The following is a 25,470-nucleotide window of genomic DNA, read 5'->3' as shown; positions in this document are numbered from 1 at the left end:
CGGCGGCTCCTCGTCGGAGGTGAGCGGAAAGTCAGGCGAACCGCCGCAGCCTGCGAGTGGTGGCGTGCCGATCCGTGCGGGGCCTGCGGGTGCTGAGCAAGATCGGCCCGCTGGCCCGGTCGATCGCTCTGCTGACCGCCGGTGGAAGAGGTGCCACCACCATCCAGGCGCCCTTGTTGGCCGCGCGCAAGACTTGGTGGCCGTGCGCTTCACGGAGGTTGTCGATGTTGGCCCGGCTTCGAAGACTACTTCCAAGCACAGACCTCCCTCGACTGTCCGTGCCTACCGCTAGCGTATTTCGAGACAGGTTCCCCCTCGACCGTGGGCGGTGCGGAGAAATGACAGACAGTGGGGCCGAGGGAGGTGCGGACCCTCGCAAAGTCTTCGTGATCCATGGACGCAACGAACTCGCCCGCAAGGGACTGTTCGAGTTCCTGCGGGCGATCGGGCTCGACCCGATCGAGTGGTCGGAAGCCATCCAGATGACCAGGAAGGGTTCTCCCTACATCGGCGAAGTCCTGGACACGGCCTTCGCAAACGCCCAAGCGGTTGTGGTCCTCCAAACGCCCGACGATGTCACCTACCTGCACGAGAGCTTGACCTACGCAGGCGACCCGGAGTGCAGCCCCCAGATGCAACCACGTCCAAACGTCCTCTTCGAAGCTGGCATGGCCATGGGCCGTCACGAGGACCGCACAATCATCGTGGAACTCGGACAGGTGAAAGTCTTTAGTGACATCCACGGCCGACATGTCGTGCGCCTTGACAACAGCATCAAGAAGCGGCAGGAGTTCGCGACCAGGCTGCAAACCGCAGGGTGCGCCACGAGAACGAGTGGGACAGACTGGCATGACGCAGGGGACTTGACACCGCCAGTCCCACCAGGCGGCGGGCTCTCGATGGGGCGAAAGCTGCCGTCATCACAGGCGTCAGGCACACCGCGATTGGAGGCCCGGTACATCGATAATGGGAGCGGCAAGATGGACGAGATTCAGATCACCAACCACGGGCCCGGCGACGTGTACGACCTGGACGTAGACGCGGCTGCCGACGTGGGGCTCGCATCGCGAAATGACAACGAGTTTCCCGTCCCGAAGTTGCCTGCTGGCAAGTCAGTGCGCGTGCTGCGCAGGTCGGCGGACTCCCTCGCTTCGCGCTCTAACTCGTACTTCAACGTCACCATCACCGGCAAAACCGTCGATGGGACACTGATCGAGGTCGACGAGTTCGTGAGCGGAGCGTGACATGGATATCCGCGTGACCTTGCCTCTGGACCACGACGGGTTTCTCCGTCGGGAATGCCCGCACTGTATACGCCAATTCAAGTGGCATGACGGTCTAGCGAACGAGGAAGCCGAACAGCAGCCTGTTCCGGCGGCCTATCACTGTCCTCTGTGCGGGCAGCCAGCAGGTATGGACTCATGGTGGACACAGGAGCAACTCGATTACGTCCAGGGCGTGGCCACTCCGGCAGCGGTACGGGAGATCGAACAAGGACTGCGAGATGCGCTCAAGGGCGGCAGTAGCAAGCATGCGATGCTTGAGTTTAAAGGGAGCTTCGACACACCAGATGTACCTGCTCCGCTTACCGAGCCCGACGACATGGTCATCGTGACGTCCCCATGCCACTCGTACGAGCCGGTAAAGGTCTCTGAAGACACGTCAGGCCCATATTACTGCCTCGTTTGTGCTCAAACCTTCGCCGTCTGATTTCAGGCGATCGATCGAAGTAGCCGTTACGCGAAGCAGATGCCTGCGCCTCACACGGTGATCAGAGGGCTGAGCCAGTTCTGATTCCGGCAACGCCGTCAGCTGTGCAGCAACTGCGCGGTGTTGACCGCCATTCGCGCAGCACCACGCGATTCCGTCGGAGCGTCGGCCAGCGGCTCAATCACCCTCTGCGCCGTGGCTGCCAGCGTGACGATCGCTGCCACGACCACTGAGCGCTTTCAGGTGTGCCACGAGCTCGTGTTCGGCTGCGCTGGCGTCCCGGAGGAGTTGCAGATCGGCGCCGTCGAACGGTGCGTACCGGTTCAGCTCCTCGGTACCCAGCGCCTACACGAACTTCAGGATCGCCCACACCGCTCGTCGGCCCAGCCGAACACGTCACGATGCGGCAGGCCATAGTCGTCGAGTAGCTGGTTTGCTGTCCCGCGATGGCGAACCCGAGGCGGCATAAACCAGCACCACTCGCACCGCGGCGTCCGATAATCTCGGCGTCGTGGGCAGCCTCCGCCAGCGCCGAGATCCCTTCCGCCGCTTTCGTCACCTGCAGGGCGAGCCCCGGTTGGCTCGGCTCCTCACACCGGCGACGGTACACCGCATCCAAAAGATTCCGGGGACCATGCACCAACATCGGTACCAGCGGGAGACGCCAGCCGCTCCACGAGGGCCGTGCGGACCTGGTTAGAAGGTTCTGCCTCGCCGACTGCACTTCGTCTCGGGTGAGGTGGACCAGGAATGTCGAGAGGTCACCTCAGCGGTGTAGCAGGTCTTCGATCTCCGGCGGGGCGGACCAGGCCGACGGATGGGTCATGTGATCTCCCTGAAGGTGGAAGAGGAATATGGGCGCATAGGCGAGACCCTACGGCCGCCGACCGACTTCTCCGAGTCACCTCACGATGGCACGGCACGCCTGTGGCAACGATCGGTGTCCAGCCCGAATCGGATCTTCAGGTAGACGGGCAGTGTCAGGCCAGGACACGGAGTTCGGGGCAGTAGTGTGCCAGGAGAACTCGGGTGAGTTGCTCGCCGCGGAGCGTCAGGTGCCGGAAGTGTTCGGCTGGGACGGCTCGGAAGTCGGTCGGGTAGGTAACGACCTTCTCGCGGGAAACGTAGTCGGTGACCGGGACGGGCATGTTGCGGTCCTGCATGGCGAGGTAGGCGTGCAGGAAGCCGCGGATGCTGCCGTGCTGGGCGGCCAGGTTCAGTTGTGCACGGGCGGCGTCCTGGGTCTTGTTGTAGGTGATGTCGAAGCTGCGCGCCAGTCGGGGCAGCAGATACGGGGCACCGTGCTTGGTCTTGCGGCCGCGGCCGGCGTCGATGGCGAAGATGTAGTCCAGGTCGTACACGTGGTCGGTGTGGGCTGGTGAGCGGCCGGGCTGTAGGGCGCTCAGGCCGAGGTTGTCGTAGACGCCGCCGTCGGTCATCGCGATGGTGCGCGAGGTGGTGCGCCCGTGGCGATCCTGGAATTGGTAGGTCCTGACCAGAGATGGCAGGAGGATCGGGAAGGCCGCGGAGGCGGCCACGGCGTCGGCGACCGGGATCGGCCCGGTGATGCGTCCGATGGCTGAGCAGGCGCTGACCTGGCTACCGAACCGGACGGCGTTGGTGGTGATCAGATCGGTTGCGCTGATGACCGTGGCCAGGTCGGGGTGGGTGACCTCGGTGATGTCGCGGGATCCGAAGGGCCGGGCGTGGATCGCAGCGACCAGGGCCTCGGTCCGGGCGTGCGTGCGGAGCCGACGTCGGGGGACCCCGGGAACGGCTTGGACCTTGCTGGCCATGCCGTTGATCATTCGCCGGGGTGCGAGTGCGCGTGCGGCGAGTTCTCTCTGCAGTCCCCGCCTGACCAGGGTGGTGACAGCATCATCGAACTCGGCGAAGTCGGCGGGGCCGTAGGCCCACATCGCGGCCAGCAGGCTGCCGCCGCTGATCCCGGAGACGACCCGGACCTGGGTGAGCAGGCCGCAGTCGTGCAGGGCGCGCATGGCGCCCAGGCCGAATGCGGTCGCGCGGAAGCCGCCGCCGGACAGGGCGAGCCCGATCGCGGGGGTGTTCCTCATCAGCGTCTCCGCCTCCATCTGAGGCGGCGTCTTGGCGGATGGCCGTCCTGCCCGGTTATGGGGTAGCTGTAGCCGCCGGTGAAGTAGCGGCCGGGAGGCCGATCGGGTTGGCGCGGCGGAGATTCGCTATCGGCCGGCTGCCGGTTCTCGACGATCCTGGCGTACAGGTGCGGTGTGCCGATGCCGTCTTTCCAGGCGTTCCATACAGCTTCGGGCCCGCCGAGGATCAGCATCACCGCACGCCGGCTCCCTCCGGCCAGGGAGGTGATGGTCGTCATGCCCGCTTCGTCGATGGCGCTGGGTCGCGCCTGCCCGTAGGGGTGGGAGTGCCACATGCCGACGAAGGTTGTCAGGCCCTTGGTGCGCCGGTTGTGGTGGTCGATGAGTTCCTGGGCTCCAGCGGTCCCGTGCTCGAAGTAGTGCTGCGACAGCAGGCTATCCGGCGGAGGACCGGTGGCGACGTCGACGTGGACGACGCCGACCGCGTCATCGAAGGCGCCCAGGAGCATTCCGCCGGTTTCGATGGTGTTGCCGCGGACGCGGGCGCCGCGACGAGTCTCGATCCGCATCTGGGTAAGGGCATCCGCGCAGATCCTCACCTCATAGCCCGCGCCGGTGTCCAGGCAGGTCACATCGTCGTCCCAGGCGAGCAGTGGTATCCCGGCGTGGCCTCGTGCTCCTGCCGATGGCTGCCGCACTGCTGCGGCGGTCATCGCTCCCCGGTCGCGGGGGGTGGCCGAGACGACCTGGATGGCTTGGGTGAGCATGCCGGCGGCCAGAGCGCCGGCATCGGCCGCAGAGGCGACGAAGGTGGGGGCCGAGCAGCCGGGCTCGGGAAAGAACATCTCGGTCCGGGGCGGGTCAGGGAAGAAGTCGTCGGCGATGTCGCGCCATGCGGTGTCCTGCGTTATGCGGGCGCGGATCGCGGTTCGGCGCAGCACATCATGCCCCGCGCCGATGGCCTGGGGTGACGAAACAGCGAGCAGACCGTGCTCGGCGCGATGGCCGATGATCATAGTGACGACGTGGGGCCAGTCGTCGCGGCGGCTGGTGCGGGCCCGCTCCAGAGCGGCGCGCACGCCGGCGTCAGCGGTCGCGTCGATGATCAAATCGAAGTTGTCCGGGTTAAATGAGGAGCCCACCAGGACGGCGATGGCGTCCTGGTGGGTGCCGGTCGTGGTGGGCTGGCGGGTGAGGGTATTCAGGCGGGTGGCGAGGGCGCGGGCCTTGGAAAGGCCGATGTCGTCAAAGGTGTAGGGCTGGCGGACCAGGATCCCGGGGTTGACGGTGCCCCGGTCGAGGACCGTCAGGTGCATGGCGCCGGCGCGGACGCAGTGCTCGGCGACGGGTGCGCCGAGTGCGCCCGCACCCAGGACCAGGATCCGTTTGCCGTGCAGCCAGGACAGTGGCGAGCCCGCATCGCGGCGGCGGGTGACCTCAGCGCGGGCCTCGTGCACCCTCATCCACCGGACGGCCGCGGTGTCGAGCCAATGGTGGGCAAGTTCCAGGACCCTACCGGTGAGTTTCCTGTCTTCGAGCTTCTGGGCATATCCCATCAGGCAGGCGACGTCCGCGCCCAATGCGTCAAGGTTCCAGGCGACAAGATGCGCGAGCCTGGCATCGCCTTCGATGCGTCTGGACGGGGTGCCCAGCAGCATCGCCACCGGGTCGGTGTCGGGGTCGTCGGTGTCGGGGTCTTCCGCCCGCCGCAGCCGCCGATTCAATCTGCTGGACCAGGTCAGGTCCTGCAACAGGGCCTCGCGTGGGTAGCCGACGCTGTGCAGAGCGGCGGCGAGGTCGCGTGCGCGCACGGGGTACTCCCAGGCGATGTGGTCGTCGACCAGCATCATCGGGATGAGGAAATACGGGCGTCCCCGCTCGTCTACCGGCTGGACATCCTTGGCGAAAACTCGTGCAAAGGCGTCGCGTTCGTCGAGCCAGTCGATGACCTCGACACGGTCGAGGTCTCTGACACACCAGGCGTACATGGTCGAAGGCCCCGGGTCAGCGGCCTGCGCCCAGGGCGTCCGGGCACCGAGGTCGGGATGCACGATGATGTCACCGGCCTCGGCCGACAAGTACACCGTCGGCGGATGCAGCGGCTGCCCGTCGGGGTCCAAAGTGCCCGCGGCAGCCCTCTCCAGCCAGGTCACCAGCCTCTCCAGCAGCCCGCGGACCCCGTCGCCGGGGTTCCACTCCACCGACACCGCCGCGTACAGGCACAGGTGGCTACCCCACTGGACGTGCGGACTCTTCCGCCAGCGATCGTGTAGGACCCGGACCGTGGGCGGCGTGAACGGGAACGTTTCCGGAACCCGCAGCCGGAACCGTTCCCGGTTGCGCAGTCTGATCCCCGGACCGCGCGGGATATCACGCACGTCCAGGGCGATCACCAGCTCGCCTGCCTCAGCGTGTTCAGCCAGCACCTCCACGACACCGCCGCTCACCGCGGCCAGGGCAGTGAGCTGGCGGGCGGCGAGCTGATAGCCGACATGGCTCACTGGCCGAAACCCACCGGAGGCGGCGCGACATCGCCGGCGCCGCGATCGGCGGCGATCGCGGCACGGATCCGGTCGGTGCCGCCCGAGGCCTTGCCCCGCGCCTTGGCGACGTCACTACCGACCACGGCTGCCGCTGAGGTGACCGCGGCCAGGCGCCGGCCGCGCCGCCACGCCTTGCCCTCGATCACCGCGGTGTGGGTGGCAGCGACGGTGGCTTCGCGCAGGACACCGGCGCCATCGGCGTCGACGGCGAACACGATCGGGTGGGGGGTGTCGGCGTCGGGCCACTCCATCGTGCAGATCAGCTCGGTGATCTCCTCGTATTCATCGGCCGCCTTGCGGTGGGGCGGGTTCTTCCCCGGTTCGTCACTGGAGGGGATCACTCCGCTGCTTGCGATGATGACGGCCTCGTCGCGGGCGTGCCGGGCGAAGGCGTCCATGATGTCCTGCTGCAGCACGTCCTCGCCGTCCTCGGGCAGGAACATCACCTTCTTGGAGCAGTGGTGTGGAGCCAAAAGCACATCCCACTCCAGGTAGTGCTCGCGCTTGCGCGCCTCGCTGAAGGTGAAGATTTTCATGATCGTCTCGTGGGCAAGGTCGCCAAACAACAGGATCTTGCCGCACTCCCCGCCGGCCTCGGTGAGCGTCACCTGCATCGCAACCGAGGTGTCGTTGCGCTCGGCGGCGCAGTCGGCCGCGAACGGCGCATGGATGAACACCTCGAAGCGTTCCTCGCACGAATGTCCGTCCAGCGTCGTGATCGACTTGCCGGGGCCGGACTTGTACTGCTCGGGAAGCTCGTCGTAGGCGTGCTTGTCGTGGTCGGTGTCGTAGCCGATCACGATGACGCGATCGCCGCTGACCGGCTCCCTCTCCTCCTCAATCGCCTTCTTCACTGCCTTGACGCGCCGCTCGGCCTCGGCCTGGAACGCCTTGGCGTCCTCGCAGAGTTTCTCGTCGACGGCCTGCTCGAACTCGCGCCACAACCGCGGGGTCGCCCACAGCTCGCCGATGTCGACCTTGTCCAGCAGGTCAGCAAATCCCAGGCAGTGGTCTTTGTCGGCATGGGTCAGGACGAACACCGCGAGATAGGGCCGCCCGCCGACGGTGGGCAGCGCCTCCACGAGCCGGTCAACGACCGGCACCTCGGGATTATCGTCGTCGTTGGCCTTGTCCATGTCATGCAGGTCGACCTGCATGACGACTTCCTCGCTCACCACGATCGTGGTGCTGTCACCGGTGCCCACGGGCCAGAAAACGACACCCATGTCCGGATGTTCTTCAGCCACTGCCTCATCCTCCTCAACCTATGGCGCTCGGGGTCTTCAGCCGAACCAGGTCGGGGCGAGGGGGCGGCACCCGGAGGGACGGCGATCGGAACCTGTTGGCGAACGCGGACCCAAGGGCGCGCTCGGCGCGGACGATATCTGACGGCACCGACAGATCACGGTACGCGGCGGAGGGGAATGAGCGGTGGCATGCGGCGTGCGACAGCAGGATCGAACGAGGGAGAGGGATCGGTGGGGTCGGCTGAGGTCCGGCTCGCGATGACGCTCCTCGATACTCAGCGCCGACGCGCAGCCACCGGCAACGGTGCAGGTCCGAGTCCTCTACGGGGAACCGCGTGCATGGCTGCACCCAAAGCCCCACCGCCCACCGCTGCCAACTGACGATCCCGTCCCACTTCACGATCGGCTGATCGCGGGAGTGCGTGTCGACGACGACGCGCACTCCATAACCAAGACGACCCGCATGCAATTTGCGCGGTCGTGGGCCGAATGAGAAATTCAAGTGCGGTCGAAGATGAACGTGAGCGATACTGTGGAGTGTGGGTTTACGGCCCTAGTACGGCAGTCCAAGGATCTCAGACAGCCGTACTAGCTGGGGACGCGTCTGCCGCGACCTGAGGAAGTGATCATTATGGGCGTGCGACGAAGCACGGCTGAGACGGCTGCCAAGGCGCTGGGTGAAGCACGCACCAAGGAATTGGACACGCTCGTCCGCCGCGTTGAGGATCTGCGGATCTCAACTGAGGACGCCGACACGGTCGATCTCTTGCTCGTCCCGCGCAAGGACCGCGAAGTCGTTCGGTGGAAAGCGCTTGCCGCACAGCATGGCGAAGAATGGGTGTACGTGGCTTCCGACGACGAGGCCGTCGTCTTGGCTTTGGATGAACCGTCAGAGGCTGGTATGCGGGATCAAGCTGCCGCAGTGATCTACCCTGAGCTGCATACACGGCTTGTCAGTTGGTGGCTAGTGCACGCTTGGCGGAGCATCGACCTCCTTGAAGATACTGTGGATAATCTGTGGCGCTGGCGCATCGCCTCCGGAGCGGTAACAGCGCGGGCTGTTCTCGAGGAGGCCGGTGCACTCGTTGACGAGGCGCAGAAGCTCGCCGAGGCATGGAGGGTCGGTAAGGCTGCGCCAGGGAAGGCGCTCGAACGGCCTGCGACCGTCCGCGATGCGCTTGCACCCGTCCTGCTACATGCTGGCATGGGTTCTCGCCTCACGGGCAGCAATGAGAAGCTGCAGGCGACCAACGTCTTGACGCTGGTGAAGAAGCTGGCCAAGGTCTCAGGGGATCCTCGTTTCCACGAGTGGTACGACTGGCTGTCCGATGCCGCGCACCCGGCGTTCGGGGCGAGGATCGCATATGCGTCTCCTCCTATGGCCCACGACTCAGGTGCTGTCACTGTTCGGTACTACGCGAGGTCTCCGCTCTTGCTCCAGGGCGATGGCCAGCATCAGTTGATGGAGCCGACGATCGCTTTCACTGTTGCGGATGCCGTGATCGGAGCCGGCCGTGTGATCGTCGACGTACTCGATCGCTCTCTTGCCCTTGTAGATGACATTGGTTTGACGACCGCCGCGGCGACGCTGACTCGACGCCAGTACTGGCGCAACTTCTTCCCGGTGCGAGGCAGCCGCTCATGTCCCTGTGGCCGCGGGAAATGGTCGAAGTGCGGCCACCGTTGGGGAGAACCGGCACCGGCAGTAGCTTAACAACGCACTTCCCTGGCAAGTGGGAGGCTGATCAGTGCTAATTGGTCATGGCGGTTTAATAAGTGCACGGGCTGTTGGCGTGAGGGTATGTCGGTGACAGGGCCAGATACCCCAGGGGGATACGCCCGCGCGGTTAGGCTGCGACGCCGACCGCAACGCTGGCCTCATCGACTCCCAGAGCGTGACAGCGGCCGACACCGCGGCGGGGAATGGACGTCGGCAGGAAGGTCTCCGAGCGCAAGAGGGCGTCCCTCGTCCCACCTGAGCCTTCTCGATCATGTGCACGAAATCGATGACGATGTGGAGGGTGACGCGCCAGCGGGCGGCCTCGGCTCGGATCGGACCGAGTTGGTGGCGGCGCCGTCGACCAGCACGACCCAGGTCCGGGCGTGGGCAGGGTCGCGAGCCTCGGCCTAGTCGACGACCTGGGCGATCATCTCGCCGGGTTCGGCGATTACCGACCCGCACAGCCATTTCCCGGTCGCGCGGCCCCGGGCGGATGGTCCGGTCGCCGTGACGGCCGCCGGGCACGGCGATCACGTCGTGGACGGCGGGGCGCGGGCTCGGCGTCATAGACCGCGCCGAGGGGGCCATCCGTTTTCGGGCGGGCTCCTCTGCGGCGGCCAGGCAGGTGCGGAAGTTGCGGGCGTGTCGGGCGGCCGCCTCAACGGTGGCTGGCCGCAACGGCTCGGGCCGCATCACCACGCCCTTCTGGTCGGTGCTGAGGACCAGCAGTTCGTCGGCGGTCCTGGGCAGCGGCCTCACCGAGGCGTCGAAGGCGTCGATGTCGGCTGTCGCACCAGCTACAGGAGCGCTCGTTTGTCGACCACGTTTCCGCAGCGCATAGTGATCGAAGCGCGGGGGTCGTCGAACGAGCCCGCACCGCTCCCAGGGCGGCCAGGCGAGCCAGCCCGTGCGAGTTCCGCCCGGCTGGTAGGGACAGCTGCCGATCGGTCGGATATAGGTTCGCGGCTCCGGGGGCGTGCCAGGCGCAGCGGGTAAGGGTCACCGTGCCGAACACGGTGGCCAGCAGCCGGTGATACCCGTTCTCCAGCCGGTGACCGCCGGACGCCGTCGGCACCGACCGTCCCGGCCCCGGCGGCGCGGGCGCGGCTGGCGGCCCGGCGTTTGCCAGCGTTCAGGGGAACCCTCACCGATCGCTGCGGTGGCCCGCCACATCGGTTGGGAGCGTTTCTTGCCGATGGCGGACCGGCCACCGCGATCATTGCTTCTGTGACGTACTCCCCGGGCTGCCGACGTGGGATGTGCCAGATCAGATCAGAGGTGGCAGACGGCGCAGCCTACCGAGTCGTCGTCTTCGTCTAGAGCATCCGACAGGACCTCCAGTAGCGGGCGATTCGGCTTGATGCGGTTAGCGGCGCGTGACAGCGCGGCCTCGTGCTTGGCCTCGATCTCTTCGCGGCGATCCAGGAGCTCCTCCAGCGATTCGCCTTGGGACCAGGTGTACTTGCGGTCCTTCATAGCGGTCGCCTGGTAGTTCACCTTCTCTTCGTACGCGATCGCCTTCTCGAACAGGTCGGGGTGGCGTTCCTTGAGGCCGAGCCATTCGTGTTTGCGCTGGAAGAAGCAGAAGTAGCAGCCAGAGCGGGTGCGCCACTCGTAGTAGGCCGGCAGTCCGATGCCTGCCTCTTCCAGGATCCGGTCGACGCCTTCGCGGTCGATGCCGTCTTCACGGAACGGGAAGACGGCCTGGATGTTGGGCTTGGTGCTGACGTAGCCGAGGCGGTTCTCGTCGGCGCGGATCGCGACGTAGGAGACGACGTCGTCGTCTCCTACCCATGCTTCCAGAGGCTTGATCTTGAGGTTCTTGGTGCACCAGCGCATCTGTGGGCTGGGGAGGGTTCCCTGGTACACCTCTAGCCAGTGGTCGAAGTCGCGGCTGGAGTTCAGGCGCTCGATCGGCTTGCCCAGGGCCGCTTCGAGCCGGTTGAGGTACTCGTAGGTTTCGGGTAGTTCGGCGCCGGTGTCGCAGAAGAAGTACTCCATCTCCGGGACACGGTCGCGCATGTAAATGGCCAGGGCCGAGGAGTCCTTGCCTCCAGAGATGCCCAGGACGTGACGTGTCTTGGCTGGGGAGTTGTCGTTGGTCACCGTTCCACCTTCCCGAGGGGGGCGCTGTCGGAGTCCGTCCGGGTGAGCCGTTCGGCGAGGGCGGCGAGCAGGATGCGTGATCCGCCGCTACCGATCTCGTGCTCAGCTTGCTCTATGACTCTGACAATCAGCTCGTCGACGATCTTCCTGGATTCGTGAGGAATGTGCACGAGCACGCGTTCCTCGATGCCTTGGGGACTGGTGAGGGTGAGTAGGTGTGTGTCGACCTGCCGCGCCGGATGGTCCCGAGGCTCCTGTTGTGGCTGAAGACTGACCTCCGATGCTTCGGCATGTACCGCCAGGGCCGCCGGCGTCTGCGAGGTGTCCTGCTTCTGCTGCAAGTTGTACAGGTGGCTGACGCGGTCGAACCGGCGTGCGATCTCCTTGACGCGGAGCGGGAAGCTGTCGAAGTCTTGATCGGTCCAGTCTCCGAGCGCCTTGTTGGTCAGTCGGATGATGATCGGGTCTAGCCAGTCCTCATCCGGTAGGGAGGTGTTCAGGACTCGGGTGACGAAGCCTTGTAGGTCCAGCTCGAGTGGGGCGTCGGCGAACCCGCTGAGCACATCGGTGAGGCCGCGACGCAGCTGCGGGAGATCACCGGAGATCCCGAACGCCTCGCCGACCGCGGCTGCGACATCCGCCCGTAGAGCCTCCAGGGCTCCGGAGATTTCGGCCAGCGTGCTGGTCAGCTTAGCGACGTACGTCTCGGCTTCTGCCTTGTTAGCCGGAGCCGTCGCGGGAACGGGGGACAGCCCGAGGACCTTCGGCAGGCTGGTGAAGATCAGCTGCCCTGGGTCATTCTCTGTCAACAGAACCTGCCGGACCCGCTGTGCCTCTGGCGACAGCCGCTGGGTCTTCCGCGCATACGGTGTCAGCACCATGATCCGCTCCAGCACTGCCCGGGTTACCGCCAGCAGCTTCGGGTTACGTGCCGTGCGGGAACGCGGCACGTCCACACCCAGGGACGCGGCAAGCCCCTCCACCACCAGACGGCCTTGCCCGGTTCCGGTCGGCACGCACTTGACCGCGAACCGATCCGGGCCCCTGTCGGCGATCAGCCGCTCAATGACCTCTGGGGAGAGGCGGGGGCAGTAGTTGCCCTCCTCGAATAGCGCGATGTCGTCACCGCGCACAATCAGCGCGGTGACCAGCAGGATCGGCACGACCCCAGCTTTGACGCCATACGGCGGCGCCATGAGCTGAGCGTAGATGTCAACGATCCGGGTGTTCTGCTTCGCGTCGGTCAGTATCCCTTCCAACGCCTCCCAGACCGGCGCAGCGTGCGGGTTCTGCTCTGGAGTAGGGCGTGCTACACCGTGGGTGGTGATGCTTCCGGCCTGGATGGCGCCGCTGGTGTTGTCGTCGGCACGGTGCAAACCGAGGTACTCCACCACCCCGTGGTACATCGCGCGTTCCTGGGTGTACCGGGTGGTGTCATACCCCAGCACCGGCAGGCCGGTCTTGGTGACCAGGTCGCTCAACAACACACGGCGGGCACGGGCACCGTTGCTGGTGAGTTCGTGGCGGCCCGCCATTTCGTTGCGAATATGCGGGGTCCGGGAGAACACCTGGTCACAGGCTGCTGACACAAGCGCGGCGAAACTGCGCGCCTCCAGCGGCTCCCCCTCGACGGTGCGGGTGTCCTCACCGCGGGGCCACAGGTACCAGGAGGAGGCGGCGCTGCGCGGGTTGAACGCTTCATCGAGCTGGGCGCCGATGCCGTGGGAGATTTCGGCGATGCGTTCGGCGATCTCCCGATCGGCGACCGGATCGATGTCGTCTTCGTGCCGCAGATCCTCCAGGGCCCGCAGGGTGATGCCTGCATCCAGAATCTGCGCCGGGTTGCGTGTCGTGCCGATCAGCGCCGGCAGCGGTGAGTTGACCAGCGGCCGACTGTCAGGCTCGCCGAGGTGGAAGACCACCATGCCGTCGGCGGCGTCGCCCACCACCTCCGGGCCATCGAGCTTGTCGGTCTCGAGGCTGACGGCGGTGCGGAAGTAGCGCAGCATACCGGTGCGTTGGGTGTGGGCTCCGGCGACGACCTCGGTGGGCAAAACGGCCCCGAGATGTTCGCTGAGGTAGCCGACCACATCGTTGGCGGAGACGCGAACGGCGATCTCCTTGACGCGGGCATCGATGTCGACGTCAGTGCCCTGCCAGACCCGATACTCGTCGCTGTAGGCGCGGTGCGTGAGGAACCCCGAGTCTACGAGGTGCTGCAGCCGTGTCTGCAGCTCAGTGAATCGTTCTGGATCGGCGTCCGCAGCGGGGTCCTGCAGTGCGAACTGGATCATTGAGGCGGTAGCGCGAAGCACACCGTCAACATCGATGAGATTGAGGATGCCGATCGTCTTGAGGATGTCCTGGTCCTCGCGTGGCATGCCGTGTGCCTCGTTGATCCGGTGGTCGACCTCCAGCCAGCGGCTGGCGTTGGTGGACGCCAGGATGGTGGTGCGACCGGAGGCGAAGAAGTAGTCATACAACTGCGGCAACCGCACGGTGAAAGCCCGAGCTGCTGCCTCGGTCGAGAACTCCTCCAGAGTACGGCGGACAGTGCTCGGCTCATCGTTGGCGAGAAACCCGATGAGGCTCCGGTCGTGCTGCCCGATCTGGAAGGCCAACAGCGGCGCAGCCACACTCGTCAGCGGATGGAGCGGATACAAGCCCTCGAACGTCTCTGGTGAGATGTGGACCACGGAGTTCAGGCCGTGGTCGGTCCAGGCCTCGCTGGCAGCCTGCGCGTGACGGCTGATGAGCTGCTGGCCGGCCTCGTCCACGGCGCCGTGGTCGAGGCGTCGTTGCAGCAAGTGGACTGCGTCGCCGAGGTTCGGGGTGAAGGTAATGTCCTCGAACCGGCCCTGGACCTTGGCCCACTCCTTGGTCTGGACGCTGCTGGAGCGGGCGGCGTAGTCGCTGAATGCCAGATGCTGGAGTGTGAGGATGAACAGTGGCAGCCCGGAGCGCCCGGCCCCCTTCTCCGCGAGCATCTGCAGCAGGAAGACATCGCTCTCAGCGCCTCCGGAGTCGCCTGAGGCGGCCAGGTACTCCAGCGACTTCCCGAACTCATCGATGACCAGTAGCACCGGATGCTTGGTGGCGCAGAGCGCATTAACCGCCGCCAGTAGGTCCTCGCTGCTGGGCACCTCCGACCGTGCGCAGGTCTCCATCGCCTGTTTGACAGCCGTCGGCTGGCGCCTCTTCCACTTTCGTTCCACGGCCGCCTTCAACGCCCGGTGCACGGTGACGGCCAGCGGTTCCCGCTGCGCCGTGGTGACCGCACCGAGGAAGCCGTCGGGGGCCAGAGCATCCCGCGCCTTAGCGAGGCGCGCCGCCAGCCCAGGGCTGGATGCTTCGACTGCTTGCAATGCTTCGGCCTGGCGACTCTCATCCTTGACGAGGAATGCGTCCAGCAGGTTCGCCAGAGTTGACTTGCCGGATCCGTAAGGGCCGGTGAACGACCAGGCGCGGGTCCGTTTCGGATCCGCTACCGCATTCGTGACGCGATCCAGGACATCCAGCGCTTTGGCCCCTACATAGGGGTCGTTGAGGTGCGGTTCACGGATATCGCGCTCCAGGTTGGTGGAGCGTAGCTCCGAACCGACCAAAGAGATGCCCGCGGGAACCTGGGGGGGAAGTCCCGGCTGCTCGGCGCCCGTGCTCACGCGTTCTCCTTGATCAGTTCGAGCGTTGCGGTCTCCCCGGCTTGCCGGCCACGCTTACGACCTCTTCGGGTCCCAACCAACCCGGAGAACCGCTGCTGCCACTGCTGCGGCGTAGGGAAGCCGTTCTGGACGCGAATGTTGCCATAATGCCGGTCCAGAATATCCCATGCAAGTTCCTGGGGGGCGCCGGTGAAACTCAGGCTGCGCTGCCCAAGCGAATCAGTTACCTGCAAGGATTTGTGCTCCGCGACGAGGCTCTCGAGGGAGGCGATCAGCTCCGGTTCCCGCATGCGGAATGCCCGACCAGGGGCACCTGGCTCGTTAGCCAGCCGCGCCAGCGAAATCGACCCGCCGCCGGTGAACTGTGCGGCGTACTCCAGGCACGCGTACAGCAGCACTGCCGGAGGGAGATTACCGCGGGGGCGGTTGGTAAATCGCCAAACGCGGTCCTTGCCCTTCCCCTGCCCCTCCAACAGTCCCAGCTCGCGGAACGGGCTCATCAGCTGGTCCTCGAAGCTGCCTGGAGAGTTAGCGTGCACCTCCAGATCCATCGCATACATTTTGGTCAGGCAGTCCACATCCCGCTTGACCGATTCTGCGGCGGGCACGGCGTCCGGTGGGTAGCTCTCGTTCACGTGCCGGATGATCAGCGTGATCATCTCTGCAGCAGTCACCTTGGAGAACGGTGCCAGGTGGAACATCACATACCAGCTCGGCACCAGGCACTTCGCACCACCAGGACCGGGCTCGCTGGAAAGCAGCCACCAATGCAGCAGCCAAAGACTTCCGCTGTCCTCCAGATAGGGGTCAGCGCCGTGCTCGCCCAGAAGCCACTCCGCACGCCAGGTCGGTGACGCGATCAACGCTCGGTTCGACGGATCGGGATGCGGATGCTCGCGGGTGAGCTTGAAAGCCTGCGTCCAAAACCGGATGGAGTGGACCATGTTTTTTCCGACGCCCAGCACCACCGGAGCGTCGTCACGGTGGAACAGATCGCTACCTGACTCGCCATCCTTCATGATCTCGCTGTGAGCTTTGTGGAGCCAGCCGAACCGGGGAGCGAACGTCTCGTGCCGGGCGAACTTCGGCTCGGCTGCCTCTGCGAGCCGACTGTCGGACATGCGATGGAGCCCTTTCGATGGTTCAGGGTGGACGCCGCGCGTGGGACTGCGGCGGGCTACGGTTCTGCTTCGGCGGCCATGGCCGTGCGCACGTGCATCACGGCCCGGACCGTCGCCTCAATGGCATGGTGGACATCGTCCTCGGTGGTGGCGTGGCCGAGCGAGAACCTCACGGTTGCGTCGGCATCGTCGCGATTCAGCCCCATTGCCAACAACACGTGGCTCGGGGTCGGCGCTCCGGATGCGCAGGCGCTGCCTTCCGACGCAGCCACCTCCGGCATCGCGGCCAGCACCGCATCCGCTGGGGCCCCGGGGAAGGTGACGCTGCTGACACCGGGTAGCCGTCGTGTTCCAGCCCCATTGATGCGACAGCCTGGCACCCGTCGTTTCAACTCGGATTCCAAGAGCGTACGCAGCGTTCCTACCCGCTGCATCTCCTGCACGAGGTTGAGGCGCGCCGCCTCGGCAGCGGCACCAGTTCCCGCGATGCCGGACACATTCAAAGTCCCGGCGCGCCAACCGCGTTCCTGCCCGCCGCCCGTCAACAACGGCCGGTACGGCAAGGGGACGCCCCGCCGGATGAACAACGCACCTACCCCCTGGGGGCCTCCGAATTTGTGTGCCGACAACGACAGCAGGTCCACCTCAAGCTCGGCCAGATCTAACGGGATACGACCTACATGTTGCGTCGCGTCGGTATGCACCAGTGCCCCAGCATCGTGCGCCAACTTGATGATCGGCGCTAGGTCGGTTAGCACTCCAGTCTCGTTGTTTGCCGACATGACCGAGACAATCGACAGCCGCTCCTGCGCGCACACCTCCCGCAGCGGCTCCAGGTCGACCGTGCCGTCTCCGTCCACAGGGAGCTTGGTCAACAGTTCCGGTCGATCACGGGTTAAATCTTGAGCTGTCTCCAGCACCGCAGGGTGCTCCACGGCTGAGATCACCAACGCCTCACCTGCGGCGTGGGAAGCGCGGAGTGCTAGGTTGTTCGCCTCGGTAGCGCCAGACGTGAAGACTAGCTCCCCCGGCGTGCAGTTGAGCAGGGAAGCGAGTTGCCGTCGACCCCGATCTACGCGAGCGGCGGCGTTCCGGCCCGCCTGATGAAGGCTGGAGGCGTTGCCTGCATGCCGGAAGACCTCCATGATCATTGCCCTTGCTTCGGGGCGAAGTGGTGCTGTGGCGTTGTAGTCGAGGTACGTCGGCTCAGGCTCAGTCATCTTGATCGACTCTCCGCGTCATGCTCACCTCTCGCGACTCCTGGAGCATCGTATCTCTCTCGCCCGCCGAGCTGCCAGGAGTACAGGGCGATCCCTTGCAAGTAAGGAAGCAGCAAGGAACGACGGCAGTCGCTAATGATGTGTCGCGTGTCACATGTGGAGCATTCGCATGCTTGCCCACAAGGTGCAAACAAGCTGATGAAATCGGGCGAGGTCGACTCAGGCGGCGGCCGAGCAGCCCGGCAACCTGCCGTCGAGCCGCGTTGACGCTTGATGGTGCGTTCCGGTTGGCAAGCTCGGCGGCGGAGTCGTAACCCGCACGTTGAAGTGCACTCGGTGACGGTCGCAGAACTTCCGCTCTTGGGGGGAGTGGCGCGGTAGACGAGGTGCACCACGTTTGCACGGTGAACCTCATCCGCAATCCCCCCGCTCCTGCACAATCTGGCCACTACTCCTGGTGGCGACGCTCAAGCATCGCTCCCTTCTCTCCAGGAGTCGACTGAGATCCTAGCCAACCTGTAGCGCAACGCGGGCAGGTTCGCCGAATGGCCCGTTCGTCCTTCGCTGGCTCGCAGGCCTACGACGTTCGCCTTGGCTATGAGCCCGCTGTCGTTTGCCGGTTTGGGCGACCTGACCCAATCGGACCCAAAGCGTCAGTGTCTCCGTCTATGGTTGGTCTCACGTGACCAAGAAGCTCCCAAGTCGCCGTGTGGGTTTGAGTTGAAGCAACGAGGAGGAGTTGCGGATGGGAAGACACGCGAACATCCCCGTACCGCGTTGAGTGCTAGGGGCCGCGCCCTGTGGCATCGGGTCCCTAATGCAACTGGTGGAGACCTGTGCTCAACGTACCCGCGGTGGTGGTAGCTCATGACGATATGGTCACCCGGCATCTCCTTCGAGTCTGTCCTTGAAGCTGCATCGCCCCCTTACATACGCTCCCTTCTCGGCGAGGACTTCAGCCGGCTCCTCGACGTCCTCGAAGGTGGCCAAGTCACCGAGCCGCGACTCCGTGCCGTCGCGAGCGTCGCCCTCGATCTTGATCGCCTGATTGGGGACGCTACGGAACGGGAGAAACTCCTCGCCCTCCTACCCGAGACCAAGCAAGTCGAGCTCCTCCAGCGATTGCAACAGGAAACAGGGGAAGCTCCACCTCTGGCTCTGCTGTACGCGCTCCCGTGGACATCGGACCAGAAGACGCAACTTCTGGAGTTCTTCGGCGAAACTTCGGAAGTACACGCAGCGCCTATTCCCCAGAGCCGCATCACGGTCACTCCCGAGTACAGCCTGTTCCCGCATCAGCTCGATGCTGTGGAAAGAAGCAAGGCACTGCTATACGACGGGTATCGACGCGCTGTGCTGCACTTGCCCACTGGGGTCGGCAAGACTCGATGCGCCATGTACCTCGCCGCCGACCATCTCCGCCAGAATGCCCCTACCGTCGTTATCTGGCTCGCCCACGGACAGGAACTTCTGGAACAGGCCGCCGCAGAGTTCGAACGAGCCTGGACAAAAATGGGCAACCGGCCTGTGAGGGTGGCACGCTCCTGGAGCGTGGCACCCTCTGAAGTCGGCGACATCACCGACGGCATAATCATTCTCGGCCTCGAGAAAGCAGTCGCCGCCGCCAAACGCGAGCCCGACTACCTAAGTAAGCTCGCTAGCCGCACCAGCCTGGTCATCTTCGATGAGGCGCATCAGATCATTGCACCCACCTACCAGAGGGTCGTCGACGCACTGACTATCCGCCCTAGTTCGTCGCTGCTCGGCCTTACCGCTACCCCGGGGCGCACCTGGGCCGACATCAGCAAAGACGAAGAACTTTCCGAGTTCTTCCACCGTCAGAAGGTGATGCTCCAGATTGGAGGGCACAGCAATCCCGTCACCGCCCTCATTGAACAGGGATACCTTGCCAAACCGACCATGCGCACTGTGGCGGCGAAGGCGGGCTTTAAGCTGTCCACGGAGGATCTCCAGCGGATTGGGCGCTCCTTCGACATCCCCAAAGACCTGGTCGACCGCCTCAGCGTCTCAGAAAGTTGGAACCTCCAGGTCATCCAGACCATCCACGATCTGGCACAGCGGAACCTACGGGTCCTCGTGTTTGCTGCATCAGTTGATCACTGTCGCGTCCTGACAGCGATCCTGCGGTCTCAAAACATTGACGCCGATTTGATTACCGGCGAGTCCTCACAACGCCACCGAAAGCAAACGGTCGCACGATTCAAGGGACGCTCTCCGCGCACTATGGTCTTGTGCAACTACGGCGTGCTGACAACAGGGTTCGACGCTCCTGCCGCCAGCGCTGCCGTCATCGCCCGTCCAACCAAGTCGCTGGTCCTCTACAGCCAGATGGTCGGCCGTGTCATTCGCGGGCCGAAGGCCGGCGGAACCCCCACATGCGAGATCGTCACCGTCGTCGACCCGGCCCTTCCGGGATTCGGTGACCTCGCTGAAGCATTCACCAACTGGGAAGACGTATGGGAGAGCGCATGAGCAGCGAGAACGGCGGCTACCGGATCGTCAGCCCCGAGCTGACCGTTAAAGCGATGCGCGACAGCGGCTACAAGAACACCGCACACGCGCTTGCCGAACTCATCGATAACAGCATCGACGCCACAGCGTCCCTAGTCGAAGTGTTTGCCTGTGAAAGCCCGGTCCAACTCCGTGCCCGCACGAGTCACCGGGTCGACAAGCTCGCAGTTCTTGACAACGGGCACGGCATGGAGGCCGATGTCCTGCGCCGTGCCTTGAAGTACGGCGATGGCCATAGCACCAGCGAACGGCGCATCGGACGTTTCGGTATGGGACTGCCAAACTCCAGCCTGTCGCAATGTACGAAAGTTGAGGTCTGGTCGTGGAAGAACGGGCCAGGCAACGCCCTCTACACCTACCTGGATCTTAAGGAGATCCAGACTGGCCTTGACGACGTCCCTGAGCCCCGGCTCGACCCGGTGCCTCAGTACTGGCGCGATCTTAGTGAAGGTCTCGGCCCGGCGGGCACGTTGGTGCTGTGGACCAACCTGGACCGAGTCGACTGGCACGGCGCAAGCACCACGCTGAAGCACACTGAAGAGGCGATCGGCCGAATTTACCGCAACTTCCTCAAGTCCGGTGAAGTACGCATCCGCATGGCCCCGGTCCGAGAAGGCAAAGTGATCGAGGGCGAGTACTATGCGGCCCCCAACGATCCGCTGTACCTGACACCCGACTCCTGTACCCCCGCACCGTTCAGCACCGAGCCCATGTTCACAGCGTGGGACCTCGGAGACCCAGAACGACCGGGAGAATACCAAGTCTCTATCGCTGACGAAAACGGAACTCCTCACCCGGTTACCGTCCGAGCATCTATTTCGCGTCCGGAAGCCCGACGATCCGACATTGCCGGCCATCCGTGGCCAGAGAACGCAATCCCTGGCAAAAAGGGTGGCGACCAGCCCTGGGGTAAGCACGCCGGGCGCAACCTAGGGGTGTCACTGGTACGGGAGAATCGGGAACTAATCCTGGATAGTGCCTGGACCATCGGTTACGATCCCACCGAACGCTGGTGGGGAATCGAAGTGAACTTCCCTCGAGCGCTCGACAAGACCTTCGGAGTCACCAACAGCAAGCAAAATGCCACAGTATTCGAATCGCTCGCCCGGTTCGATTGGGAGACAGAGAAGGAAGGGGACGAGACATTCAAGGCATTCAAAGATCGCCTCGCAGAGTTCGGCGACCCGCGCCTTCCACTAATCGATCTGGCTCTCTACATTAAAACTCAGCTTCTCCCGCCCATGCGACGCGCCCTCAAGCAACAAACTCTTGGCGTACGCTCTGGTGGCACGACACGTCATCCAGATCCTGCTCCAGAGAAGGCAACCAAGGCGATCGAGAAGCGCCGAAGCAGCGGACATGCTACTGAGAACGACCGCGTCAGTGAGACGCAAACGGACGACGAGAAGCGCAAAGAACAGATGGACAATCTGACGCAGCGCCATAATGTCGATCCGAAAACCGCTAATTCCATTGTTGAGGAGTCGCTGGAACGGGGACTCTTGGCAAACTGGATCGAGTCTGCGGAGGATACCGAAGCCTTCTTTGTCATCGATCCCCTGAAAAGTATTCTTCAGGTGGTATTCAACACCGAGCATGTTCTCCATGAACGTCTGATGGCTGTGATCGGCGAAGTCCCCGAAGACATCGCGGTCGACGAATTGCGTGATCGATTGGCCAAAGCGTCCACCACGTTCAAGCTCCTGCTGTTCTCCTGGGCGCGTATGGAACAGGAGGCGTCTGCCGACAGGGACTACCTGAAGGCCCTTAAGGCGGCCCGCCGTGACTGGGGCCGTTACGCCACCACCTTCATCGAAGATGAAGATTTCTAGCAATGCAGCGCCCAGGACACATCTGGGAGCAGATCGAAGGTCTGCTTCACCGCGCAGAAGACCGCGTCATGCTCGTAGCTCCCTTTATCAAGCGCGATGTGTTCGAGGCAGCCCTCGAGGCCGTACCGACGAGAGTGCGGGAGATTCAGTGCATCACACGCTGGTCTCCGGCAGAGGTTGCCGCAGGCGTCTCCGACCCAGAGATCATCCATAGCATCGCCAGGGATAACCGTATTCAGATCGGGCTTTGTCATGCGCTGCACGCAAAGCTCTTCGTCGCTGATAACACATGCCTCGTCGGCTCTGCGAATCTCACCGCTAAGGCCGTGGGGCACGCGCCAATGCCCAACGTCGAGCTTCTCGTCGAGACTGCACTCGACCATCTTGAGGTTCAAGGTCTTCTTGACAGGATCCAGCGCCAACTCGTTCCCGCGTCGCAGGAGTTGGCCACACTGATCCGCGAGCAGTCCGAGATTCTTAGGTCAGCAATGGTCCTGTCCGAGGAGATGGGGCCGCCGTTGTCATCCTGGTATCCCCTCACCAGAACCCCCAGCCGCCTGTATCCCGCCTACCAGGGGCAAAGAGACCTCCCGACTTCCGTTCGAACCGGTGTCATTAAAGATCTCGCGTATCTTAACGTGCCTGCTGGGCTTACTGAAGCCGAGTTCAACGCCGCGGTGAGAGGTAAACTTCGAGCAATTCCTGGTCTGGGTGAACTGTTGGACCAGGGGCGCCTGAGTTCAGAAGATGTGAGAGCTGTCATTGCCGCTGACAATCGCGATGAAGAGGGTGTTCAAATCGTGATCGAGACTCTGGCCTCTTGGATTCTCCACTTCGAAGAGTTCTATCGGACATATGAAGGCTGGGAGCTTCGTAAAGGCCGGCAGCTCAGCTGATTTCCACCCTGCCGTGACGGTCGACACAGTGCCTTTTCCATCCTCAGTCTGAGCTGCGCAGCTGCGCAGGAGGTGGCAGGACTTGAACGTGGCGATGGCCTGCTCGACCAGTGCCCGGATCCTGGCATGAGAGCGGTTGATGCCTGCTGTCCCTCCGAGAGCGTCTCCCGCCAGCAGCGGGAGGGGACGCGAACCGTGTCGCTAGCAACTCTGGTATGCCTTGCCGGACCTGCGCGTTCGTATCGTGTTTCGTGTGCTTTCCGGAGTAGAAGGGTCGGCGGCGGCGACCCCGGTCGATCGGCAGCAGGGTACCGTCGAGCGGGACGAGCGCCTTCGTCGATGCGGTCCGAGCCGCCGGGCGAGCGTTGGCGCCAGGGTGGCAAGGGGCTCGACCGCCTCGGTGATGTACCAGTAGGCGGTGGTGATCCCGACACCGAACTTCGCGGGCTGCAAAGCCGTGCTGGTCCTCGCCTACCTACGCAACGGGACACCTACACCCGGCTCGGGTTTACCTGTGGGCACCGCATCGACTCGGCTGGAGAAGTAACTGCTCCTAAATTTGCAGAGCAACTTTCCTTTGTCGCTTGAAGGATAAATACTTCTTGCGCGAGATGTCGGCTTGTCGAAATTATTGCTTGCGAAATCTGATGTCAAAATGTATGGTTACCCCGGTCGCTCAAATGGGAAGGGTGGAAATGGAGTCGCTCAGGGTAATCTCTTATGGTGGCGGTGTGCAGTCAACTGCTTTGCTGGTTCTCGCTGCGCAGCGACAGATTGATTATCGTACCTTTGTGTTCGCTAACGTTGGTGACGACAGCGAGCATCCCGCGACCCTCGCATATGTTCGCGAGATCGCCATTCCCTATGCTCGGAGCCACGGCCTTGAGTTGCATGAGGTGGGGCGATGCCGTCGCGATGGGAGTATCGATACTCTTTGGCGACAGCTTCACAACCCTAATCTGCGATCAATACCAATACCCGTTCGAATGCGCAACGGAGCTCCGGGGCGGCGGTCGTGTACCGCTGACTTCAAGATCAAAGTGGTAGGCAAATGGTTGCGTCAGCGGGGTGCAAGCGTGCAGTTTCCGGCTACGGTTGGGATCGGTATCTCCGTTGACGAGATTCATCGAGCCAACAAGCGTCGGTGTGAACCTTATGAGAAGATTGAATATCCGCTTCTCGACCTTGGGCTTCGTCGTGAAGATTGTGCTGATGTCGTCGCGGGCGTTGGTCTGCCTGTACCTGCTAAAAGCGCCTGCTACTTCTGCCCGTTAAAAACGGTTGAAGAGTGGCGGCTGCAGCGACGTGATGAGCCGGACCTATTTTCTAAGGCCGTTCAGCTTGAAGTAGTGATTAACGAGAAGCGAGCCATGCTTGGTAGGGATGCTGTGTACCTAACGCGATATGGCGTTCCGCTTGGTGAAGCGATCGAAGCGGCGCCCTTGCGGGAGGGGGAGCTTGATTGTGATTCAGGTTGGTGTATGACTTGAGAAGCTCTGTGTATGAGCTCGGTCGACAAAATCGGCTGCACCCGCTGACCGTCGCTAGGAGTGAAGTGGCATAGTTGAAATGCCGTGACTCTCAGTGCTTTGTCCGCCATGTGTTGGCACGGTGGTTCGGCGCTGTTGGGGGTTCGTTGAGGAGCTGCTCCGTTTGGTCGTTGGGTTCGGTGTCGAGGTCGGCTAAGCGGGTGGTTAGGAGGCGGTAGGTGCGGTGGGCGGCGTCGGGGTGGCCGAGGTCGAGTTGGATTTGCATGATCGTGCGGTAGAGGGGTTCGGCGTAGGGGTCTAGGTGGATGGCTTGCTCGAGGGTGGTGAGGGCCCTGTCGGGGTGGTCTTCGCGTTGGAGTTGGGCTAGGCGGGTTAGGGCGTCCGTGGTAATGCGGCGGAGGTATTCGCGGTGGGCTTCGGCCCAGTCGTGGGCGAGGTTGTCGGCGAAGTCGGCGGTGTAGAGGTCGGCGACGGGGGAGAGTGCGGTGATGCGGTGGGTGTCGTTGGTGGCGTGTTTGGCGCTGTTGAGGGTGGTGGTGAGGCTCCAGAGGTCGACGTCGATGAGTTGGGGGTCGAGGCGGTAGCGGCCGGTGCTGTGGAGGACGAACATGGGTTCGCGGAGGCCGGTGGTGGTGCGCAGGACTTTGCGGATGTTGCTGATGGCGGTGTTGAACTGGGTGGTGGCGGTGTCGGGGTTGTGGTCGGGCCAGAGGGCGCCGGTTCCTTGGTCGCGGGTGATGCCGTTGGGGTGGAGGGCGAGGTAGGCGAGTAGGTCGCGGGCGCTGCGGCGAAGGCCGGTGGTGATGGGGCCGTCGGCGGTGTGGAGGGTGACCGGGCCGAGTACCTGTAGTCGGGCGGGTCGCGGCGGTTCTTCGCTGGTGGGGCGGGGTGGTGGGACGAGGTCCGGTTCGGGCTGCGAAGTGGGTTCGGGGGTGGCTGCCGCAGTGTCGTTGTCGTTGGCCTGGGACGGCGGCGCGGTGGGTTCGGCGCCGGTGGCGGTGTGGAGGGTGCGGAGCATGGCGTCGGCGTCGGCGGTGGTGAGGTTGAACAGGCGTGCGCCCGCCAGTGTGTCGGCGTTCGTTCCGGTGGCGTGGTGGACGGTGGCGTCGGCGTTGAGGTGCACGGTGGCGCCGGTGGGCCAGGGGCCGAGGATGAGAGCGCCGATGCCGTAGCGGCGTCCCAGGCCGAGGATCGCTTGCAGGGTGGGGGCTGCTTGGTCGGTTATCGAGCCGATGAGGAGGAGGACGGGGAGGGGTTCGGCGGGGTCGGTGGCGCGTAGGGAGGCCAGGTCGGGCCGGTCGGTCGTTTCCAGCAGG

At 64.2% G+C, this 25,470-nt stretch carries 16 protein-coding genes and 1 pseudogene; 7 read left to right on the top strand and 10 right to left on the bottom strand.

Annotation, left to right across the window (positions count from 1 at the left end; genetic code table 11):
* Positions 1–386 precede the first annotated feature (386 nt).
* Positions 387–1,244, top strand: coding sequence for a TIR domain-containing protein (locus DMH08_RS17085; RefSeq protein ID WP_199747843.1), 858 nt, complete (start codon positions 387–389; stop codon positions 1,242–1,244).
* Between the two features lies 1 nt (position 1,245).
* Positions 1,246–1,710 (top strand): hypothetical protein, encoded by a 465-nt coding sequence (locus DMH08_RS17080; protein WP_125615685.1) that lies wholly within the window; start codon positions 1,246–1,248, stop codon positions 1,708–1,710.
* Between the two features lie 98 nt (positions 1,711–1,808).
* Here DMH08_RS17080 and DMH08_RS42390 read toward each other — a convergent pair whose 3' ends face one another.
* The 4 genes from DMH08_RS42390 to DMH08_RS17065 all read right to left on the bottom strand — a co-directional run bounded on the left by DMH08_RS42390 (position 1,809) and on the right by DMH08_RS17065 (position 7,575).
* On the bottom strand, positions 1,809–1,934 hold the full coding sequence (locus DMH08_RS42390) for a hypothetical protein (RefSeq protein ID WP_267898551.1): 126 nt from the start codon (positions 1,932–1,934) through the stop codon (positions 1,809–1,811).
* A gap of 756 nt (positions 1,935–2,690) precedes the next feature.
* Positions 2,691–3,803: a patatin-like phospholipase family protein gene (locus tag DMH08_RS17075; RefSeq protein ID WP_199747842.1), complete on the bottom strand. Its 1,113-nt coding sequence runs from the start codon at positions 3,801–3,803 to the stop codon at positions 2,691–2,693.
* Positions 3,785–6,286, bottom strand: coding sequence for a ThiF family adenylyltransferase (locus tag DMH08_RS17070; protein WP_125615682.1), 2,502 nt, complete (start codon positions 6,284–6,286; stop codon positions 3,785–3,787). The genes DMH08_RS17075 and DMH08_RS17070 overlap by 19 nt, the downstream gene beginning before the upstream one ends.
* Positions 6,283–7,575 carry a hypothetical protein gene (locus DMH08_RS17065; protein ID WP_125615679.1) on the bottom strand — a complete coding sequence of 431 codons (1,293 nt, stop codon included), beginning with the start codon at positions 7,573–7,575 and terminating at the stop codon, positions 6,283–6,285. Before DMH08_RS17065 ends, DMH08_RS17070 begins: the two co-directional genes overlap by 4 nt.
* A gap of 622 nt (positions 7,576–8,197) precedes the next feature.
* On the opposite strand from DMH08_RS17065, the gene DMH08_RS17060 reads away from it, so the two are divergent.
* Entirely contained in the window at positions 8,198–9,289 is a 1,092-nt protein-coding gene (locus DMH08_RS17060; RefSeq protein ID WP_233617644.1) for a hypothetical protein, read from the top strand.
* A gap of 1,278 nt (positions 9,290–10,567) precedes the next feature.
* Here DMH08_RS17060 and DMH08_RS17055 read toward each other — a convergent pair.
* From DMH08_RS17055 to DMH08_RS17040, 4 genes are read right to left on the bottom strand one after another with little or no spacing between them, the layout of a single operon-like run.
* The gene (locus DMH08_RS17055; RefSeq protein WP_125615676.1) at positions 10,568–11,401 is read right to left on the bottom strand and encodes a phosphoadenosine phosphosulfate reductase family protein; all 834 of its coding nucleotides are present in this window, start codon (positions 11,399–11,401) and stop codon (positions 10,568–10,570) included.
* The gene (locus DMH08_RS17050) at positions 11,398–15,063 is read right to left on the bottom strand and encodes an ATP-binding protein (RefSeq protein ID WP_125615672.1); all 3,666 of its coding nucleotides are present in this window, start codon (positions 15,061–15,063) and stop codon (positions 11,398–11,400) included. Before DMH08_RS17050 ends, DMH08_RS17055 begins: the two co-directional genes overlap by 4 nt.
* Positions 15,060–16,184, bottom strand: coding sequence for a DUF4007 family protein (locus tag DMH08_RS17045; RefSeq protein WP_125615665.1), 1,125 nt, complete (start codon positions 16,182–16,184; stop codon positions 15,060–15,062). Before DMH08_RS17045 ends, DMH08_RS17050 begins: the two co-directional genes overlap by 4 nt.
* Positions 16,185–16,240: 56 nt before the next feature.
* A complete protein-coding gene (locus DMH08_RS17040; RefSeq protein WP_125615662.1) occupies positions 16,241–17,404 on the bottom strand; it encodes a cysteine desulfurase family protein in 1,164 nt (387 codons plus the stop codon).
* 867 nt (positions 17,405–18,271) lie between these two features.
* Here DMH08_RS17040 and DMH08_RS17035 point away from each other — a divergent pair.
* Genes DMH08_RS17035 through DMH08_RS17025 form a run of 3 tightly spaced genes read left to right on the top strand, consistent with a single transcriptional unit; the run spans position 18,272 to position 22,664 of the window.
* The gene (locus DMH08_RS17035; protein ID WP_125615659.1) at positions 18,272–19,897 is read left to right on the top strand and encodes a DEAD/DEAH box helicase; all 1,626 of its coding nucleotides are present in this window, start codon (positions 18,272–18,274) and stop codon (positions 19,895–19,897) included.
* Positions 19,894–21,768 (top strand): ATP-binding protein, encoded by a 1,875-nt coding sequence (locus DMH08_RS17030; protein WP_233617643.1) that lies wholly within the window; start codon positions 19,894–19,896, stop codon positions 21,766–21,768. Before DMH08_RS17035 ends, DMH08_RS17030 begins: the two co-directional genes overlap by 4 nt.
* 2 nt (positions 21,769–21,770) lie before the next feature.
* Entirely contained in the window at positions 21,771–22,664 is an 894-nt protein-coding gene (locus tag DMH08_RS17025) for a phospholipase D family protein (protein ID WP_125615652.1), read from the top strand.
* A gap of 45 nt (positions 22,665–22,709) precedes the next feature.
* Here the strand turns inward: DMH08_RS17025 and DMH08_RS41030 are convergent.
* A pseudogene (locus DMH08_RS41030) lies at positions 22,710–23,108 on the bottom strand (IS5/IS1182 family transposase); the annotation flags it as partial.
* Between the two features lie 140 nt (positions 23,109–23,248).
* Here DMH08_RS41030 and DMH08_RS17015 point away from each other — a divergent pair.
* A complete protein-coding gene (locus DMH08_RS17015; RefSeq protein WP_199747840.1) occupies positions 23,249–24,154 on the top strand; it encodes a phosphoadenosine phosphosulfate reductase in 906 nt (301 codons plus the stop codon).
* Between the two features lie 91 nt (positions 24,155–24,245).
* On the opposite strand, the gene DMH08_RS17010 is transcribed toward DMH08_RS17015, so the two are convergent.
* On the bottom strand, positions 24,246–25,470 hold a 1,225-nt coding region (locus tag DMH08_RS17010; RefSeq protein WP_199747839.1), incomplete at its 5' end, for an AfsR/SARP family transcriptional regulator.

Origin of the sequence: Actinomadura sp. WAC 06369 (genome assembly GCF_003947565.1) — a bacterium.
In the GTDB taxonomy this organism is placed as follows: domain Bacteria; phylum Actinomycetota; class Actinomycetes; order Streptosporangiales; family Streptosporangiaceae; genus Spirillospora; species Spirillospora rifamycini.
This window is presented reverse-complemented; position numbering and strand designations above follow the sequence as displayed.